We start from the raw sequence: 16,642 nt of genomic DNA, 5'->3' as shown, positions 1-16,642 counted from the left end.
CTCAGCAGCAGGGTGGACAGTACGCGTTCGGCCCCTGCTGCTCCAGGCGGTTGGACAGCTCGGAGGCGACGGTGGCGGCCATGGTGCCCGCCAGGTAGTTGATGCCGTCGTCGGTGACGAGCCTGAGCTCCTGGGTGACGGCGTCGGAGGGGTCGTCGGAGCCGACGCGGGAGGCGACCTGGGAGAAGTCGGCCGGAATGTAGAGGATGGCGCGGACCTTCTGCGTGTTCATGTCCGCCTGTGCGGTGGCGGCGTCCATCTGCTCCCAGGTGAAGCCGACGTTCTCATCGCCGTCGGGGTGGGTCAGGGCCTCGGTGAGGTCGGCGCCGAGGTTGAGGGTCTCGGTCTGCCCACTGGCGAGGGTGGCCGTATAGGCGCTGTCCTCATTGACGACGGCGGCCTTGATGTCTTCCAGCCGGTTGGTGGGGTTCTGGTAGGCGAGCGTCAGCAGACCGGCGTAGAGCAGCGGGACGATGGACACCGCCACCACCACTACCAGGTTTGCGATACGAGAGCCACTGAGTTTCTTCATCTTGAGCCGCCTCCCCGAGTCACGGACACTAACGATACACATCTGTATCGACAGCTTCAATACAGACCTGTATCAGGCGGGCCTGACAACACCCCGGATGCCGGGAGGACAAACCCGGGGAGACGCCCAACGAGTCCCCCACGACGCTCTCCACACCGCCGCGAAGAATGTCGCGAATGACACAGAGCGGCCCGAAATGACATGATGAGCCGGACATGAGCAAGAGCAGGGAGCAGGCCGAGGAGCTGATCGAGGCGGCGGGCGCGCGTTTGTCTGCCCGCCGGGCCGCGGTGCGTCGGCTCATCGGCGTCACCCCGTCCGAGCGGCGCGCGCAGACGCAGGCGCTACTGCTGGACGCCGGCCGCGAGCTCATTGCCAACAAGGGCATCGGCGGCACCTCGGTGGGCGACATCTGCTCCCGAGCCGGATTCACCCGCGGGGCCTTCTACTCCAACTTCACCGACATGGACCACTTCGTGCAGCGCCTGGCCGAGGAGCAGTGGGAGGCCATCGTCAACTTCGTCGACGATTCCGTGGCCGGGGCAATGCCGGTAGACCTGGACTCCTCCGCCCCGGAGAGTGACGCCGAGCTCGCCTCCGGGCTGGCGGAACTCGCCTCTCGGCTGCTTGGGGCGATGCCGATCTCGCGGGAGGTCTTCCTGCTGCAGCATGAGTTTGCCGCCTACATCGCGCGCACCGAGGACGCGTCCGGGGCCTCCCCCCTACGCGAGGGCTACGCCGCCTTCCGGCAGCACCTGGTCGGAGTGCTAGTCGATGGGCTGGCCTCGATCGGCCGCGAGTGCCTGCTCAGCCCTGCGGACACCACCGAGCTCATCCTCGCCACCGCCGTGCGGTCAATGCGTATGGGGCTGTCAGACGGGCTCGATGATGCCTCAGCGGGAGCGGCTGCTGAGGTCGGCACCCATCCTGAAGTACCGGACCTGACTGCCTTCCTAGCACGGACTCTGCCAACGCTGCTGGCCCGCCTGTCAACGCCAGTTACCCGCGCCAGCGCCTCCTAGGCCCGCCGCCAGGAAGGGAGCTGAGGGAGCTCCCGCGCTCCGGCATGTATTCGCCCCTACGAGCCGCCATTGCTTGACTGCCCCAAGGCCCCGCCTGCCGGCCACCGGCGCATCACGCGGCCCGCGCCGGACGGGAAATCGTATCCCGACCGCCCTTGACATGCACAGCGTCGGCTCCGCTACCCTCACCCCATGATCGCTTCGACGCCAACGACCCGTACCCTGATGGTGCGCGCCGAGAGCATGCGTCGAATGCAGATGCGCTGACAGCGCCAGCCGTCGCTGTTTACACGAGTAACGGTCAGAGTCCGAGCCGCCTGCGGGCGCTCGTCGTACTCCGCGGTCGTCTGATCCGTCCGGCCCGCGTTCAAGCCCCGTCAGTCCTCCGTTCATCGCCGCCACGCGCCCGCGCGCACCGCGCCCACCCCAACCCACCACCCCAACCCACCGAGACCGGCACAAGTAACGCATCGAAACCGGCACTAATGACGTGCCGAGGTCGGTCGATATGGCGGCCCCAAGCCTTACAGGAAGCACCATGACCATCTTCGCCCCCACCGTCGTCACGGACACCGACGCCGGGTCCGTCTCAACCGCAACAGCGAACCAATCCCGGCACGCCAACTCGCCCACAGCCGTGGCCTCATCGTCGGCCGACGCCGCGACTTCCGCCGTCGCCCCCGATGCCTCCGACCTCGCCCCGCACGCCTCCGCCTCGCCCTTCGACGTCATCCACGACCGCACCGGAACCGCCAGCCTCAAGTGGGACTTCGCCGCCGACCGCGGCCGCCCCGAAACCGCCCTGCCACTATGGGTAGCCGACATGGACCACCCCACCGCCCCCTGCATCGTCAACGCCCTGCTGTGGCGGGTGCGGCACGGCATCTTCGGTTACACCGAGCCCGACGCCGCCTATGGCGCCACCCTGACCGCCTGGTTCGCCCGCCGCTACGACTGGCGCATCGACCCGGCCTGGAACGTCGTCACCCCGGGTGTCGTTCCCGCGCTGGCGACGGCGGTGCGGGCCTTCACCGAGCCCGGCGACGCCGTCGTCATTGAGGAGCCCGTCTACTACCCGTTCCGGGAAGTCGTCGAGCAGCAGGGGCGCGTGGTGGCCCCAGCACCGCTGGTGCGCGGCGCCGACGGCGTCTACCGGCGCGACCTGGACACGCTGGAGGCCGTGCTCACGAGCACCGGCGCCCGCCTGCTGCTCCTGTGCAACCCGCACAACCCGGTGGGCCGGGTCTGGTCCCGCGCCGAGCTGGCGGCCCTGGCCGAGGTGGCCGAGCGCCACGACGTACTCGTGGTCTCTGACGAGGTGCACGCCGATCTCGCCCTGCCCGGGTACCGCACCACGCCCTTCGCCTCCCTGTCCGCCGACGCCGCCGCCCGCACCGTGACCTGCACCTCGCCGTCGAAGTCCTTCAACCTGGCCGGGCTGCAGGTGGCCAATATCCTCATAGCCGATCCCGAGCTGCGCGACCGCTTCCGCACAGCACTCGGCGCCGTCGGCTACTCCCAGCCGAACACGCTGGGGCTGACCGCCTGCCAGGCGGCCTACAAGTCCGGCGACGCCTGGCTCGACGCCCTGCGTCGGCATGTCGAGTATGCACGCCGCCACGTCATCCGCCGCCTCGAGCGGGTGCCCGGCATCGAGGTCTCCCCCTGCGAGGGCACCTACCTGCTGTGGCTGGACTGCACCGGGCTACTGGAAGCCGCGGGCCTGGCGGCGGATGAGCTGGACGGCTTCATCACGCGCGAGGCCGGCCTGTGGCTCGACGACGGCGCCCTGTTCGGCGCGGGCGGCGCCGGCTTCACCAGGCTGAATATCGCCTGCCCCAGGGCCACCCTGGATGAGGCGCTGGACCGTCTGGAGATCGCCGTGCACGGCCTGCTCGCCAGCGCCGCCGCCTGACCCACCGCCCCATCTCACCGAGACCGGCACCAATGACATGCCGAGACCGGCACAAGTAACGCGCACAGTGCGCCCAACACCCACTCCGAAAGCTCTTATGTCCATCGATTCCAGCCCCACGCAGTCCCCGCAGCCGTCCCCGGGCCCGCCGTCGTCGACCATTCCGAGTGTCGCACCGCCCCGATCCAGCACCATCACTCCTGGACCGCATCCCCCGCCCCCTGGCGGCTCGACACCGTTCTGGCGCACGTGGGCACCGGCACCGACCCGGCCACCGGCGCCATCACGACGCCGATCCACCTGTCGACTGCCTTCGGGCACCCGGGCCTGGGTGCATCCACCGGCTACGACTACACGCGCACCGCTTCCCCCACCCGCGACGTCCTGCAGGACGCGCTGGCCCGGCTCGACGGCGGTGCAGCCGCCTTCGCCCTGGCTTCCGGCATGGCGGCGGTGCAGCTGACGGTCACCACGCTGGCACCGTACGGGTCGCGGATCGTTGCCCTGGAGGACCTGTACGGCGGCACCTACAGGTACTTGAGCTGCCTGGCCGACGACGGCGCCTACGAGGTGGACTTCGTGGTCGGCGAGGAGGGGCTGCGGGAGGCGCTGCAACGGCCGGCTGCGTTGGTGTTGATCGAGACCCCCACCAACCCGATGATGACCGAGCTGGACATTGCGCGGGTGGCCGGCTGGGCGCACGCGGTCGGCGCCCTGCTGGCGGTGGACAACACCTTCTACACGCCGGTGATCTGCCAGCCGCTGGAGCTGGGGGCGGACGTGGCCGTGTACTCGGCCACCAAGTACCTGGCCGGGCACAACGACGTCATGGCGGGCGCCGTCGTCGTAAATGACTCGGCGCTGGGTGAGCGACTCCAGTATCAGTTGAACACGACCGGGGCAACGCTGGGTCCATTTGACGCGTTCTTGCTGCTGCGGGGGCTGAAGACGCTGTCGCTGCGCATGGAGCGGCATGAGACCAACGCCCGGAAGGTGGCCGACTTCCTGCGCGCCGACGCCCGGGTGACGCGGGTGCTGTATCCAGGACGGTCCGGCATGGTTTCCTTCGAGCTGGCCGACGGCGTCGACGTGGCCGCGTTCCTGGAGGGGGTGCGGGTGTTCACCTTCGCCGAGTCGCTCGGCGGGGTGGAGTCGCTGGTGACGTGCCCGAGCGTGCAGACGCATGCGGATGTGCCCCCGGACACGCGCGCCGCCTACGGGCTGACGGAGCAGCTGCTGCGGTTGAGCGTCGGCATTGAGGACGCCGCTGATCTGACCGCCGACCTGCGGCAGGCGCTGGACCGGGCGAGCAAACAGGCGGCGTGATCGGCGTTGCGGACCAAACCGTGCGCCGCCATATCTACCGGTCTCGGCACGTTACAAGTGCCGGTCTCGGCGGGGAGGGGCGTGAGAGCTGGCCGGGAGGGCTACCAGCTGACCGGCACCGGGGCGCCCTCGCGGTAGCCGGAGGCCGACTGGATGCCGACGATCGCCCGCTCGCGGAACTCCGGAATGGAGGCGGCGCCGGCGTAGGTGATGGAGCTGCGCACGCCCGCAACGATCGAGTCGATCAGGTCCTCCACGCCGGGGCGCTCGGGGTCCAGGTACATGCGGCCGGCGCTGATGCCCTCCTCGAACAAGCCCTTGCGGGCGCGGTCGAAGGCGTCCTCCCCCTCGGTGCGGTCCGCCACCGCCCGTGCCGAGGCCATGCCGAAGCTCTCCTTGTAGGCGCGGCCGTCGGCGTCGTACTGCAGGTCGCCCGGGGACTCGTGGGTCCCGGCGAACCAGGAGCCGATCATCACGTTGGAGGCGCCGGCCGCGAGCGCCAGGGCGACGTCGCGCGGGTGACGCACCCCACCGTCGGCCCACACGTGCGCGCCGAGCCGCACCGCCTCCCGGCTGCACTCCAGTACGGCGGAGAACTGGGGGCGGCCCACGCCGGTCTGCATGCGGGTGGTGCACATGGCGCCCGGTCCCACCCCCACCTTGACGATGGAGGCGCCGGCGTCGACCAGGTCGCGCACCCCGGCGGCGGTGACCACGTTGCCGGCAACGATCGGGAAGCCGTCGGGCAGGGCGGCGCGCACGGCCCGCACCACCTCCACCATGCGGTCCTGGTGGCCGTGGGCGGTGTCGACGACGATCACGTCCACCCCGGCCGCCACGAGTTCGGCCGCGCGGCGGGAGGGGTCCCCGTTCATGCCGATGGCGGCACCCACGCGCAGGCGGCCGGCGGCATCGACGGCGGGCCGGTAGATGGTGGAGCGCACGGCCCCGGAGCGGGTGAGCAGGCCCACTAGGCCACCGTCGGCCCCTACCACCGGCGCCAGGGCGCGGCGGGCAGCCTTGAGCCGGTCAAAGGCCTCGCGCGGGTCGATCCCCTCCGGCAGGGTCACGAGCTCGGTGCTCATCACCCGCCGCACCTGGGTGAAGCGGTCCACGCCGCTCACGTCGCGCATGTCCACCATGCCGATGGGGGCGCTGGTACCCGGGTCGACGACGACGGCGGCCCCGTGGGCGCGCTTGGGGATCAGGCCCAGGGCGTAGCCGCAGGTGTGGTGTGGCTTGACCGTCACCGGGGTGTCGTAGACGAGGTGGGAGGCCTTTACCTGGGCGACGGTGTCGGTGACGACGTCGAGCGGGATGTCCTGGGGGATGATGGCGATGCCGCCGCGGCGGGCGACGGTCTCCGCCATGCGCTTGCCGGCGACGGCGGTCATGTTGGATACCACCAGCGGGATGGTGGTGCCGGTGGCGTCGTCGGTGGTCAGGTCCACGCCCGTGCGTGATCCCACGGCGGAGCGGGAGGGGACCATGAATACGTCGTCGTACGTCAGGTCGAAGGTGGGCTGCATGCCGTTGAGGAACTTCACTGAAGGATTCTAAGGCGGCCCGGACCGTCGGCGGTCCCGGGATTTCTGCGGCAGGCCCGGGGGAGCGAACGGCCCCTCATGCCCGTCTCGCTACGAGTAGCCGGGGATGAGGGGCCGTTGCGCGCGGGCCGGGGTGGCCGGCTCGCGGGTACGGTCAGGCGTCCTGCTCGGGGTCCTTACCTACCAGGAAGGCGTAGCAGAAGCCGGCGATGGCTGCGCCCAGGAGCGGGGCGACGATGAACAGCCACAGCTGCCCGGGGGCGCCGTTGCCGGCCTCGAAGGCGACGGCGATGGAGCGGGCCGGGTTGACGGAGGCGTTGGTGACCGGGATGGAGACCAGCAGGATGAGGGTCAGGGTGGCGCCGATGGCCAGCGGGGCGAAGCCCTTGGGGGCGCGGGAGTCGGTGGAGCCGAGGATGACGATCAGGAAGATCGCGGTCATGACCAGCTCGCAGATGAAGCCGGCGGCCAGGCCGTAGCCGTGCGGGGAGTGGTCGCCGTAGCCGTTGGCCGCGAAGCCGTTGGCGGCCACGTCGAAGCTGCTGGAGCCGGAGGCGATGGCGTACAGGACGCCGCCGCCCACCAGGCCGCCCACCACCTGGATGCACCAGTAGGGCAGCAGGTCCTTCCAGGCGAAGCGGCCGGCGACGGCCAGGCCGAGGGTGACGGCGGGGTTGAAGTGGCCGCCGGAGATGGCGCCGACGGCGTAGGCCATGGTGGTCACGGCCAGGCCGAAGGCCAGGGCCACGCCGAGGTAGCCGATGCCTACGGGGAAGTTGCTGTCAGTGATGGCGGTGGCGGCGAGTACTGCGGAACCGCAGCCGGCGAAGACGAGCCAGAAGGTGCCGATGAACTCGGCGCCGAGGCGCTTGGACAGGGGTGCCATGAGGGCCTTTCGTAGTTGTGAAAGTGAATCAGGTAACTGGGTCGGGAGCCGGGCGTGAGCCTTGCTAGGGCGGCTTCCCGACGGCGCTCCCGCTCGCGGTGTGCTGCCTGGCAGCCCGCCGGGGCGGCGCCTCATGCCCGTTGGGGGCATGGAAAACGCCCCGCAACACCGACTATTCAGCCGATGACGGGGCGTCAGTGCGCCAGAAGGGACTCGAACCCCCAACCTTCTGATCCGTAGTCAGATGCTCTATCCATTGAGCTACTGGCGCAATCCGGTTCGGACAGTCCGGAACATTACCCGGCGAACCGGCGCCTCACAAATCGACGGGCCGTGAGTCTTGGCACAGCTGTGATCCGCGCCCGGTTCACGTCCGGGACGCGCCTCCGGCGGGAGCGGGACCGCACTGCTTCCGTCGCCTTGGCCGGGGAGGGTGGTACCTCCCCGGCCAAGGCGGGCGCGGATCAACCGGTCACCTCACGGGAATTTCAGAGCCGGTAGTGACGGCGCAGCCACAGCATGGCGGAGCCGACCAGCACCAGGGCCAGGGCCACCAGGCCGAAGGCGGTATACGCGCCCGTACGGGCCAGCGACTGGCTACCGATCCCTGCCGCCGCTGCCTGCCCCGCACCACTCCCCTGGTGAGCTGCCTGCGTTTCAGCGGGACTGCTCGGCGCGCTCGCCGACGGTTGTGCTCCCGCCCCCGATGACGACGGCGCAGCGGCCCCACCCGTCGGGGCGACCGCCCCGGAGTGGGTTCCACTCGGATCCGCCCCCGTGCCGGCACCGGGGCCTGTGCTGGAAGCGGCGCCCGGCGCCGCCGGGGACTTGTTGCCGGCGACGCGCAGCTCGGCGACACTAACGCCGTTCTCCTCCCCCGACCGGGTGTTGGCCACGTCCACACGCACATAGCGCGCGCGTACCGCCTGGTCGAGCTCCAGGACCGCGGGGGCCCAGCGGGTGGGGTCGATCTCAACCATGCCGACCGGTTCCCAGTTCTCACCGTCCTGGGACACCTGCGCGTCCAGGCTCGTGGCGTGGGTGGCGCTTGTCTCCTGGTCGGGGGTGTAGTGAACCTTGGTCACGTCGTAGGTATCGCCTAGGTCGATCACATAGCCGGATTCTGCGGCCTGGGCGGTGGCGGTGGTGAAGATGTTGTCATCCACGGCGGAAGCGGCCGTATCGGGCGCGGTTACCGCCAGGGAGGACTGGGGCAGGTAGTCGGCGGTCTTCCAGTCGATGGAGATCTCCGGGGAGGTCCAGGCCGCCCAGTCGGAGGCCTGTGTGCCGTCTCCGCCGATCGGGCACACGCGGATGGTCAGCTGGTAGTCGCCGGTGGGGGCCTGCTGGTAGCTGCCGTCGGCGTCGTAGTAGCCGCCGGACCAGACGAAGGCGATGTTGCGCCCGCGCACGCGCCAGCTGGTGTCGTAGTCGGCCGGGCCGAGGAAGGAGACCGTGCCGTCGTTGTATACCCGGGAGACCTCCATAACAGCGCCCCGGAAGGGGATCAGCGGCTCAACAAGCACGGCTGGGAGGTCCTCGTACGCGCCCTCGGCGGTACGGGTGGAGTCGCCGAACACGTAGCGGCCGGTGTTCACCGCGTTGCCGTCCAGGTCAACGATCGCGGTGGCGTCACCGAAGACCTGTGCGGCGGCGAGGTTGCCGGCCACCCCGGAGTAGGGGATGCGGATGGCTTGTCCCTGGGCGCCGTCCTCGGGCGTGAGCTCAAGCCAGCCACCGTACAGGTCGCCGTCGGCGGCGTCCGCGGGGGCGGTGATCGTGACGGCCACGGTGGCCGTGCCTGCGGCCGGCACCGTGATCGTGGAGCCGTCGGTGGAGACGGTCGCCGGGCTACTGGTTCCCCGCTCAGGCGCGGAGGCGGGCCCGGTGACCGTGACGGCGTCGGTGTGTGACAGGGCGTAGGTGACGGCTGTGTCCGCCCGGTTGGTCAGGGTGACCTCCTGGGTGTTGCCGTCGGGGTAGTGCTCGGACTCACCGAGATTGAGGACGGAGGCGCTGACGGCGGTGGTGGCCCGGATGGCGGCGTCGACGTCGATCAGCCCGGCACCCTGGTGCGCGACGGGCTCTAGCGTGGCGGCGTCGTCGGCCCCAGACCAGGCCAGTGGGGTGGCGGTGGAGCGCAGCCGCCAGGCGACCTCGTCCACGGGTCCGGTACCGGAGGCCTGGCGGGTCTCGGGGTGCGCCTGCAGGATGAGGGCCACCGCGCCGGCCAGGTAGGGGGAGGCCATCGAGGTGCCGGATGAGGAGCGGTAGCCGCCGTCCTCCAGCGGCCAGGTGGACCAGATGTAGCCGCCTGGGGTGACGACGTCAGGCTTCAGGCCGAGGTCGGTGTTCAGCCCCCAGGAGGAGAAGGCGGACACCTTGCCACCGGTGGAGATGTTGAATTCCGCAGGCTCCTCGGCGAAGGTGAGCTGTGAGTCGTCACGCAGCTCGGCGCGCAGTGCGTCCCCGGATGCCTGGTCAATGGCGACGGCGGGAATGGAGATGGCACTGCCGTCGCTGCTGGTCAGGCTGACGCCGAGCTGACCGGGCGCGGAGTTGTCGAACACTACGCCGACGGCGCCGGCGGCCTGCGCGTTGGCGGCCTTGGTGTAGAAGTCACAGCCGCCGCGGCGCACCAGCACGATCTTCCCGGCGAAGGCCTCAGCCTCTGCGGCTTGGCACAGCAGGGAGGGGTCGGTGGCCTCGTCACCGCCGTCTGCCGCCAGGTCCCCGGAGGCGACGAGCGGGTAGTGGACGTCATCGTCGCGCTGGGGGGATGCGGATGTGCCCTCGGCGACTGCGTAGAGGAACTGCCGGCTGGTGCCGGCGGAGTCGGAGGAGGCGGTCAGGTAGTGGCTGAGCGCGATGGTGTTGTCTACGCTGCCGGCGGCCAGCACATGGGGGGCAGCGGCGGGGGCGCTCAGGCTCCACACGCCTGCCTCGCCGGCGTTGCCCTGGGATGCGGTGATGATGACGCCCTGGGCGGCAAGCGCCTCCGCGGAGGCGGTGATGGGGTAGTCGGTGACGACCATGTAGTCGGCGCTGACGGACAGGTTGATGACGTCCATGCCGTCGGCTGCGGCCTGCTGCATCGCGGCAGCCATGACCTCGGCGTCGGAGCTGCCCTGGCAGCCGAAGACCCGGTAGGCGCCGATCTGCGCGTCGGGGGCGACGCCGGTGACCTCTGCGGTGCCGGCCGTCCCCCGGGCGGCGGCGATTCCCGCTACGTGGGTGCCGTGGCCGGAGCAGTCGTCGGGGTAGGCGTCCGGTACGGGCTTGTAGGCGGCCTGCATGTCCTTGGCCGCGGTGGTCGGGTCGCCGTAGGCGTCACCGACGAAGTCGTAGCCGACGGTGACCTTGGCGTTGGGGAAGCTGGTGGAGCCGTCCCCCTCAGCGGCCTCGGCGCCGGGAGCGCCGGTGCCACCGAACTCGGTGTGGTCGTAGTCCACGCCGGAGTCGATGATGCCGATCTTGACGCCCGCGCCGGTGTAGCCGAGCTCAGTGTGGGTGAGGTCGGCGCCGGTCAGGTCCAGGGCTGTTGTCATCTGGGGGGTTAGCATCCCCTCAGCCTGCTCGGCCTGGCTGCGGGAGTCGGCGGTGTACTGCTCAGCAGGCTCCGGGATGCGGACCACGGGCTGAATAGAGACCACCTCGTCCAGCTGGGCCAGGGAGTCGATGTCGGCGTCGTCAATGGTGAGGGCGACTCCGTTCCACAGTTCTCCGTATGCGGTGGTGACTGCGGCATCAATACCCGCGTCGCGGATGGCCGCGGCCAGCTGGTCCTGCTCGGCGGCTACGGCCGCTGCGTCTCCCCCGGCGGCGACGGCCGGCGAGGCCAGCTCGACGAACCAGCGGTTCTCGATGGCTTCGGCATCGGTCCCGTCCGGCAGGGTGATGTCACGAGTGATCTTGGTGCCGGCGGAGCCCGGGTCGGGAATCGTGGGGACTGCGGGGCTGGCGGCAAGGGAGCCGTCCGCGGTGGGGGCGGCTGCTGCCGGGGCGAGTAGGGCCACTGCCGCCAGGGCGGCAGCCGCCACAGTCAGCGGGCGGCGGGTGCGGTGTTCAGGGTGTTTGGATCGCGGGCGGTGGCGCACTGTTCTTCTTCCTGAGGTAGGGAGCGCAAACGCGTTTTCGGAACCAGAGCAGCAAGCTCCGTATCCCACGTTATCCAGCCGAGACCCTGTGGGTGAAGAGCTTGGCGGGGAAGCGGCGTGTGGATCATGTCACCTTGCCGTCGGCACCCACTGGCCGCAGGCGGCGCATGCCGCCCGGAACACTCCCGCGAGTAGGCGGAATCCAGGGACTTTTCGTTGGGATTCCAACGTGTGGCGGAGATGGGGAGATTCGAACTCCCGAGGGGTTTTATCCCCAACCTTCTTAGCAGGAAGGCGCACTAGGCCACTATGCGACATCTCCAGTTGCCGGATCGGCCCGATGAGCCTACCCCAGCGCACGGGGTGAGGCAACGACCGGCCGCGATTGCCCTGCGAGGCATCGCCGACGACGGCTCGTCACCGCCCGTAGCGGAGAGGGAGGGATTCGAACCCCCGGTGCGCTAGGCGCACAGCGGTTTTCAAGACCGCCACATTCGGCCGCTCTGTCACCTCTCCAGCCCGCGAATCACACGCGCCTAAGCACATGCACCTAGGCACACGCGCCCGCGGACAGGTTGCATGTTAGCACCAGGAGCGCAGGAGGATGACACTCGGCGGGCGAGTGCCTCCTCTCACGGCGTCGATCATCCTCTACCGAACAGGCCCCGCCGCCGCGACTGGCCTCGCGCCGACTCAACCGCACGCGCGGGACGGGAGGGCTGGTCCAGGCGCCCTTCGCTCAGCGCCTGCCCCACGGTGGGCCACACGGGCACGCGGGCGGCCAGTGTCATCTGGAGGGCGTGGTAGATGTCCGGGTGCCCATCCCACGTGCGGGTGGACGGCTCGTTGGCCTGATTCAGCTCGTGGGTCCACACGCCGGGCGCCCTGATTAAGTATTCCTCGGCGTAGTCGATCCAGGAGCGGTAGCAGTGCTCGTAGTGCTCGACGTCGATCTCGCCGCGGCCGTCGTCGAGCAGGGCCTGGCGGATGGCGGCGGCAGCGGACACGCCCTCACAGATCACCCAGTGCATGCGCTCGTGCACAATCGGGCGCCCGTCGAAGTCTGTGGTGTAGACGAAGCCGGGGCCTCCGTCCACCCGCCAGCCGTCGGTGCGGGCCTGATCGAAGAGCTGCTCGGCCGCATCCAGCATCCAGTCTGGCGTGGGCAGGGACCGGGCCACCAGGGCGGCGCGAGCCTGCACGGTCAGGCGCGACCACTCCAGCCCGTGGCCGGGGGTGACCCCGTAGGGCCGGAAGGGGTGGGCCGGCGCATCGCGGTTGTAATCCAGGCGGGGCTTCCACCTGGTGTCGTAGTGCTCGGGTATGCGCCAGTCGTGGGAGCGGGCCTGGACGTTGACGGCGTAGTCGATGATCTGGACGGCACGGGTCAGCCAGGTGATGTCTCCGGTGACGTCCGCGGTAGCCAGGTATGCCTCCGCGGTGTGCATGGCGGCATTGATGCCGCGGTAGTCCTCGGGAGCGGTGAAGTCGGCGGCGTAGGACTCGGTGGGCATCCCGTAGCTGTCATCCCACCAGTAGCGGTTCTGTACCTCCATGGCGTCGCGCAGCAGTTCGTGCGCGCCAGGCCGGTTTGCGGCCGTCGCAGCCGCGGCGGCCAGCAGTACAAAGGCGTGCTGGTAGCACTCCTTGCGGGCATCCGCGTCTACCGGGACGCCGTGGCCGTCGGCGTCGAGATCGTGGCGGACCGCGGAGTACCAGCCGCCGTGCTCATGGTCCCGCATCACCTTGCTGAGGGCGCGCACTCCGTGGTCGGCATAGCGGCGGCAGCCGGGGATACCCAGCAGGGCGCCCAGGGAGAAGGCGAAGGTCATGCGGCCGGTGATCCACAGCTCGACTGGGTGGCTGGTGTCGACTGCGCCGTCGTCCCCGATCCAGCCGAAGCCGGCGGGCACCTTGGCCGCCCGCGCGTAACGCAGTAGCGCGTGCGTCTCCTCGGCAAGCCAGCGGTTGTGCTCGGGGGCGCCGAACCATCCCAGTCCCATGAGTCCTCCTCGACCCGTTGTCGTGGCCGGGCCTGCTGGCTCCGGGCCACCCTGAACGTTAGCAGGGTGGCGGCCTGTAGGCGGTCCGCTGGCCTCAGAGCACCTGGGAGACGGCGTCGAACTCGTGGCGGCCGGCGCGGGGGTGGAAGGCGTCGGCGTCGCCGTGCCCGACGCAGACGACGGCGATGGCCTGCCAGGGGCGGTCGGCGTGGAACTCGGCGTCTACGCCGGCCAGGTCCGCGCCGGTCATGACGCCGACGTCGAGGCCCTCGGCGCGCAGGGCGAGAACCAGGTAGCCGAGCTGGATCAGTGCGGAGTCGCGAGCCAGGCTCTTACGCATCTCCAGGGAACCGGCCAGGCGCGCGAGCATCTGCTCGGAGGTACCGAGCTCGCGCATGGACTTGTCCAGGGCAAGGTCGGCGGAGACGATCAGGGCCAGCGGCGCGTTGAGCACCGGTTCCTGGTTCATTCCGGCCATCAGCGGAGCGAGGCGCTGGCGCGCCTCGGGCGAGGCGAGCAGATCTAGACGCATGGGCTGGGAGTTCAGGGCCGTGGGGCCCAGCGCGCGTTGTCATAGGCGCGCCGCACCTGCTCTATCGGCGCCGGCTCGTCGCGGAAGGAGCGGGCCGTGTGGGCATCGGTGAAGAGCGCTGCGAGGAGGGCTTCGTCAGATACAGCGGCGTCATGACTGCTCATACCTGTGGTAACTGAGCCGTCACGGCGATTATTCCGAGTCCCCTACTCACGGGCAACCACCTAAGCACCCGGACGACGCCTGCCAGCTCAGGGCGCCGGCGGCAGCGAGGGCCACTCATGGCTCGGTGGTTGGTCTGGTGTTGATGGCCTGGATCTCCGCTACCGGGATGCTGGTGGTTGTGGAGGTGGTGTGGGTGTCCATCGAGCCCGAAGCCCCGTCGCTGGCGGTGTAGCTGATCGCATAGGACACTTTGACATCCACGGGGGTGGTGCTGTCCTTGAAGTGGGCGCTGGAGCGGTTGAAGACGATCATGCAGTCCGTACCCCTGGAGTCGTTGTCCTCACTCCACGGGATCCCGAACCCGGTGCACTTGGCAGTGCCGTCCTTGGGCTGCAAAGTCAGCATCGAAGCCGTCGCCGTGATTGTGGCGGTGGTGGCACCCGCTGTAGCCGTCACGGTCACTTCCCTGGGGGTGTCGCCGGTGGCCCACACCCAGGTATCCCAGCCCACGATCGTGGCCTGTATGTCCCCGACCATGGGGTTGTAGCCGATCGTGGCGGTCGGGATCGTCACCGCATCCCACGCAGCCTGAGCCAGAGCCGCCCCGTCGATCACCGGCTCCGGGGCAGCCTGGCCCGCGGGCACATACACCGGATCATGCTCGGCCATGTAGGCATCTTCAATCTCAGCAAAGTCGCGGTCATCGTCCTCAGCCATGTACTGCTCCAAGCAGGTCGGGACATACCAATGGCCCTCGGTATCGTCCGCATAGGACTCGTAGTCGGGGAAGTGAGTCTTGTACTCGTCCAAGGAGCCGCCATGGATGAAGCGCAGGTACTCAACGGCCTTCCCCGACTCGATCCACTCCACCCGCTCCGCCCCGGTACCACTGCGCTCATACCAGCACACCGGATGCACGCTCGCGGTCACCGACTGCGACCACGACACCACCCCACCACCATGGCTGCCGCCCGAGCCGTCAGCGGCGGCCGACGTGGAGGTCGCCGTGACACTAATCGTCACCGAACCATCCCCACCCTGCACAACCGAACCAGACGACGAACCAACATCCGTCGCCTTACCAGTGTCAGCAGATGCCGGACAAGTCGTAATTATGGCTGCGGTTAGGAGAACCGCAACAGAGGCAACAAACCGGAAGTTGTTCTTGGCATTCATCACTCACACCACGCACTCGTTGGCGGACAGTGCCTCTCCGCCGGACTTTATCCATGCACCATCGCGATAGATCATCGTTATTGCCTTCTTGTAGCGCCCCTGCTGCGTCTTAGGGTCACTGATATCATTGCCAGCAGAATCATATGAAACTACGCGAGACTGATCATCGCATATCAGTACCTCGGCTTTAGGCTCAGAGGCGTAGATCGAACTAATTGACACGGAGAAAACAGCCACCCTTACCATACCATCTGTGGTTTCATCCTGCGCCGCATTGAAATTGTTAACGAAGTTCTCGTACTCTTCAGGGGTCAGCAAGGACTCGGTGTCTTCGATCCCTGCACCTGTGAACCACACATCCCACGTGGCCTGGTCGTAGTTGATGAAGGCCTTGAGTACCTCGGTCTGCAGCTCGTCCAGGTCCTCGGGGATGGAGGTGACCTGGTAGCGGTCGGTGGACAGCGACTCGGCTGTCACCACGCCAGCGGCCTCCGCGGAAGCAGCAGCCGACGCGGACGCCTCAGCGGCGGCCGCGGACTCCGACGCCTCCGCAGACGCCGCAGCCTCCGGATCATAGGTAGGAATACTCAAGGGACTGTCATCAGGCTCCGACGAGCACGCCACCAGAGGCGCACAAGCCAGCAGCAGCGCCACCACGACGGCGGCCGGACGGTACGGACGGAGACGTGGTACGCGGATTGAGGGTTGCATGCTGAGCGGTTCTCCTTAGCAGCGCAGGGCGATAGGTACGGGGGTAAGGGTCAGCCATCGGCGCCAGTGGCCGTATCCTCGGCCTCAGGCGTAGGGGAGGGAACAGTGACGCGGGTGGGGGTTGCGGAGGCCAGTTCGGGGATGCGCGCCAGGGCAGGCTCGAGGACGGAATGGAGCCTGTCCACCTGCTCATCCAGGTCCTCATCCGGACCCCAATAAGTCAGGCGAGCCAGCAGCACCTGGGTGTCGTCGTACCGCCAGGCCACATAAATACTGACATCAAAGGTCCACACCCAGCCCTCACCCTCCACACCCTCAAAAGCCACCTCCCGGGCGGTGTCGGGGTACTCGACAGGAATATCGTCAAACTCCACCGCAGGCTGCGCACTGGGCAGCACTTGACTGCCGATATAGTAGCCGACGTCAAGAATCCCGAAGGGGGCACTGTTAGATCGCATATAGCACTCGTAGCGGTCTCCGGACTGGCCGGTCTTCACATTCGTTATGGGGCCAGTGCTGTACTGGTACCAGTAGGTGTCGAAGCCGAGAGTATTCTGGAGGTCCTGGTTGGGGAAGACACCACAGATAGTCTCATCCGCCAGCGGAGTGCTCGGTGCACGAGTCGGATCATCCGAACCATCAATAAGACCACACGCCGCCAGGGACGTAACCAGACACAAGGCCACAACGGCCAGACCGCCCCACCACCGGACGAGGCTCCGCGCACTGC

General features: G+C 68.7%; 12 protein-coding genes and 3 tRNA genes. 3 read left to right on the top strand and 12 right to left on the bottom strand.

Annotation, left to right across the window (positions count from 1 at the left end):
• Position 1: 1 nt before the first annotated feature.
• Positions 2-532 (bottom strand): YhgE/Pip domain-containing protein, encoded by a 531-nt coding sequence (locus tag CWT12_RS01075; RefSeq protein ID WP_161923353.1) that lies wholly within the window; start codon positions 530-532, stop codon positions 2-4.
• A 215-nt stretch (positions 533-747) separates the two neighbouring features.
• Between CWT12_RS01075 and CWT12_RS01070 the strand changes: the two genes are divergently transcribed.
• The 3 genes from CWT12_RS01070 to CWT12_RS01060 all read left to right on the top strand — a co-directional run bounded on the left by CWT12_RS01070 (position 748) and on the right by CWT12_RS01060 (position 4,795).
• A complete protein-coding gene (locus CWT12_RS01070; protein WP_161923352.1) occupies positions 748-1,554 on the top strand; it encodes a TetR/AcrR family transcriptional regulator in 807 nt (268 codons plus the stop codon).
• A gap of 538 nt (positions 1,555-2,092) precedes the next feature.
• The gene (locus tag CWT12_RS01065; protein ID WP_161923351.1) at positions 2,093-3,469 is read left to right on the top strand and encodes a MalY/PatB family protein; all 1,377 of its coding nucleotides are present in this window, start codon (positions 2,093-2,095) and stop codon (positions 3,467-3,469) included.
• Positions 3,470-3,718: 249 nt separating this feature from the next.
• Entirely contained in the window at positions 3,719-4,795 is a 1,077-nt protein-coding gene (locus CWT12_RS01060) for a trans-sulfuration enzyme family protein (protein WP_442862537.1), read from the top strand.
• A gap of 101 nt (positions 4,796-4,896) precedes the next feature.
• Here the strand turns inward: CWT12_RS01060 and CWT12_RS01055 are convergent, their stop codons facing one another.
• The 11 genes from CWT12_RS01055 to CWT12_RS01005 form a co-directional block, all read right to left on the bottom strand.
• Positions 4,897-6,342 (bottom strand): GuaB1 family IMP dehydrogenase-related protein, encoded by a 1,446-nt coding sequence (locus tag CWT12_RS01055; protein ID WP_161923350.1) that lies wholly within the window; start codon positions 6,340-6,342, stop codon positions 4,897-4,899.
• Positions 6,343-6,496: 154 nt separating this feature from the next.
• Positions 6,497-7,228, bottom strand: coding sequence for an aquaporin Z (gene aqpZ, locus CWT12_RS01050; protein WP_161923349.1), 732 nt, complete (start codon positions 7,226-7,228; stop codon positions 6,497-6,499).
• A 198-nt stretch (positions 7,229-7,426) separates the two neighbouring features.
• Positions 7,427-7,499, bottom strand: a tRNA-Arg gene (locus tag CWT12_RS01045).
• A 217-nt stretch (positions 7,500-7,716) separates the two neighbouring features.
• Positions 7,717-11,325, bottom strand: coding sequence for a S8 family serine peptidase (locus CWT12_RS14245; protein WP_272927759.1), 3,609 nt, complete (start codon positions 11,323-11,325; stop codon positions 7,717-7,719).
• Between the two features lie 232 nt (positions 11,326-11,557).
• A tRNA-Ser gene (locus CWT12_RS01035) sits at positions 11,558-11,647 on the bottom strand.
• Between the two features lie 108 nt (positions 11,648-11,755).
• Positions 11,756-11,841: transfer RNA gene (locus CWT12_RS01030), tRNA-Ser, on the bottom strand.
• A gap of 128 nt (positions 11,842-11,969) precedes the next feature.
• Positions 11,970-13,328, bottom strand: a complete 1,359-nt coding sequence (locus CWT12_RS01025) for an AGE family epimerase/isomerase (RefSeq protein WP_161923348.1) — start codon at positions 13,326-13,328, stop codon at positions 11,970-11,972.
• Between the two features lie 94 nt (positions 13,329-13,422).
• Positions 13,423-13,875: a nitroreductase family protein gene (locus CWT12_RS01020; RefSeq protein WP_272927770.1), complete on the bottom strand. Its 453-nt coding sequence runs from the start codon at positions 13,873-13,875 to the stop codon at positions 13,423-13,425.
• Positions 13,876-14,139: 264 nt separating this feature from the next.
• Entirely contained in the window at positions 14,140-15,048 is a 909-nt protein-coding gene (locus tag CWT12_RS13620; protein ID WP_237564233.1) for a hypothetical protein, read from the bottom strand.
• Between the two features lie 156 nt (positions 15,049-15,204).
• Complete coding sequence (locus tag CWT12_RS01010; RefSeq protein ID WP_161923346.1) at positions 15,205-15,912, bottom strand: hypothetical protein; 708 nt, start codon at positions 15,910-15,912, stop codon at positions 15,205-15,207.
• A 50-nt stretch (positions 15,913-15,962) separates the two neighbouring features.
• Positions 15,963-16,592: a hypothetical protein gene (locus tag CWT12_RS01005; RefSeq protein ID WP_161923345.1), complete on the bottom strand. Its 630-nt coding sequence runs from the start codon at positions 16,590-16,592 to the stop codon at positions 15,963-15,965.
• Positions 16,593-16,642: the final 50 nt, after the last annotated feature.

Source organism: Actinomyces sp. 432 (assembly GCF_009930875.1).
Lineage (GTDB): Bacteria > Actinomycetota > Actinomycetes > Actinomycetales > Actinomycetaceae > Actinomyces.
This window is presented reverse-complemented; position numbering and strand designations above follow the sequence as displayed.

Bases quoted from the DNA above. Each gene is read 5' to 3' on its own strand.
- CWT12_RS01025 (WP_161923348.1), bottom strand. From the start codon at position 13,328: ATGGGACTGGGATGGTTCGGCGCCCCCGAGCACAACCGCTGGCTTGCC.
- CWT12_RS01070 (WP_161923352.1), top strand. From the start codon at position 748: ATGAGCAAGAGCAGGGAGCAGGCCGAGGAGCTGATCGAGGCGGCGGGC.
- CWT12_RS01075 (WP_161923353.1), bottom strand. From the start codon at position 532: ATGAAGAAACTCAGTGGCTCTCGTATCGCAAACCTGGTAGTGGTGGTG.
- CWT12_RS01065 (WP_161923351.1), top strand. From the start codon at position 2,093: ATGACCATCTTCGCCCCCACCGTCGTCACGGACACCGACGCCGGGTCC.
- CWT12_RS01010 (WP_161923346.1), bottom strand. From the start codon at position 15,912: ATGCAACCCTCAATCCGCGTACCACGTCTCCGTCCGTACCGTCCGGCC.
- aqpZ (WP_161923349.1), bottom strand. From the start codon at position 7,228: ATGGCACCCCTGTCCAAGCGCCTCGGCGCCGAGTTCATCGGCACCTTC.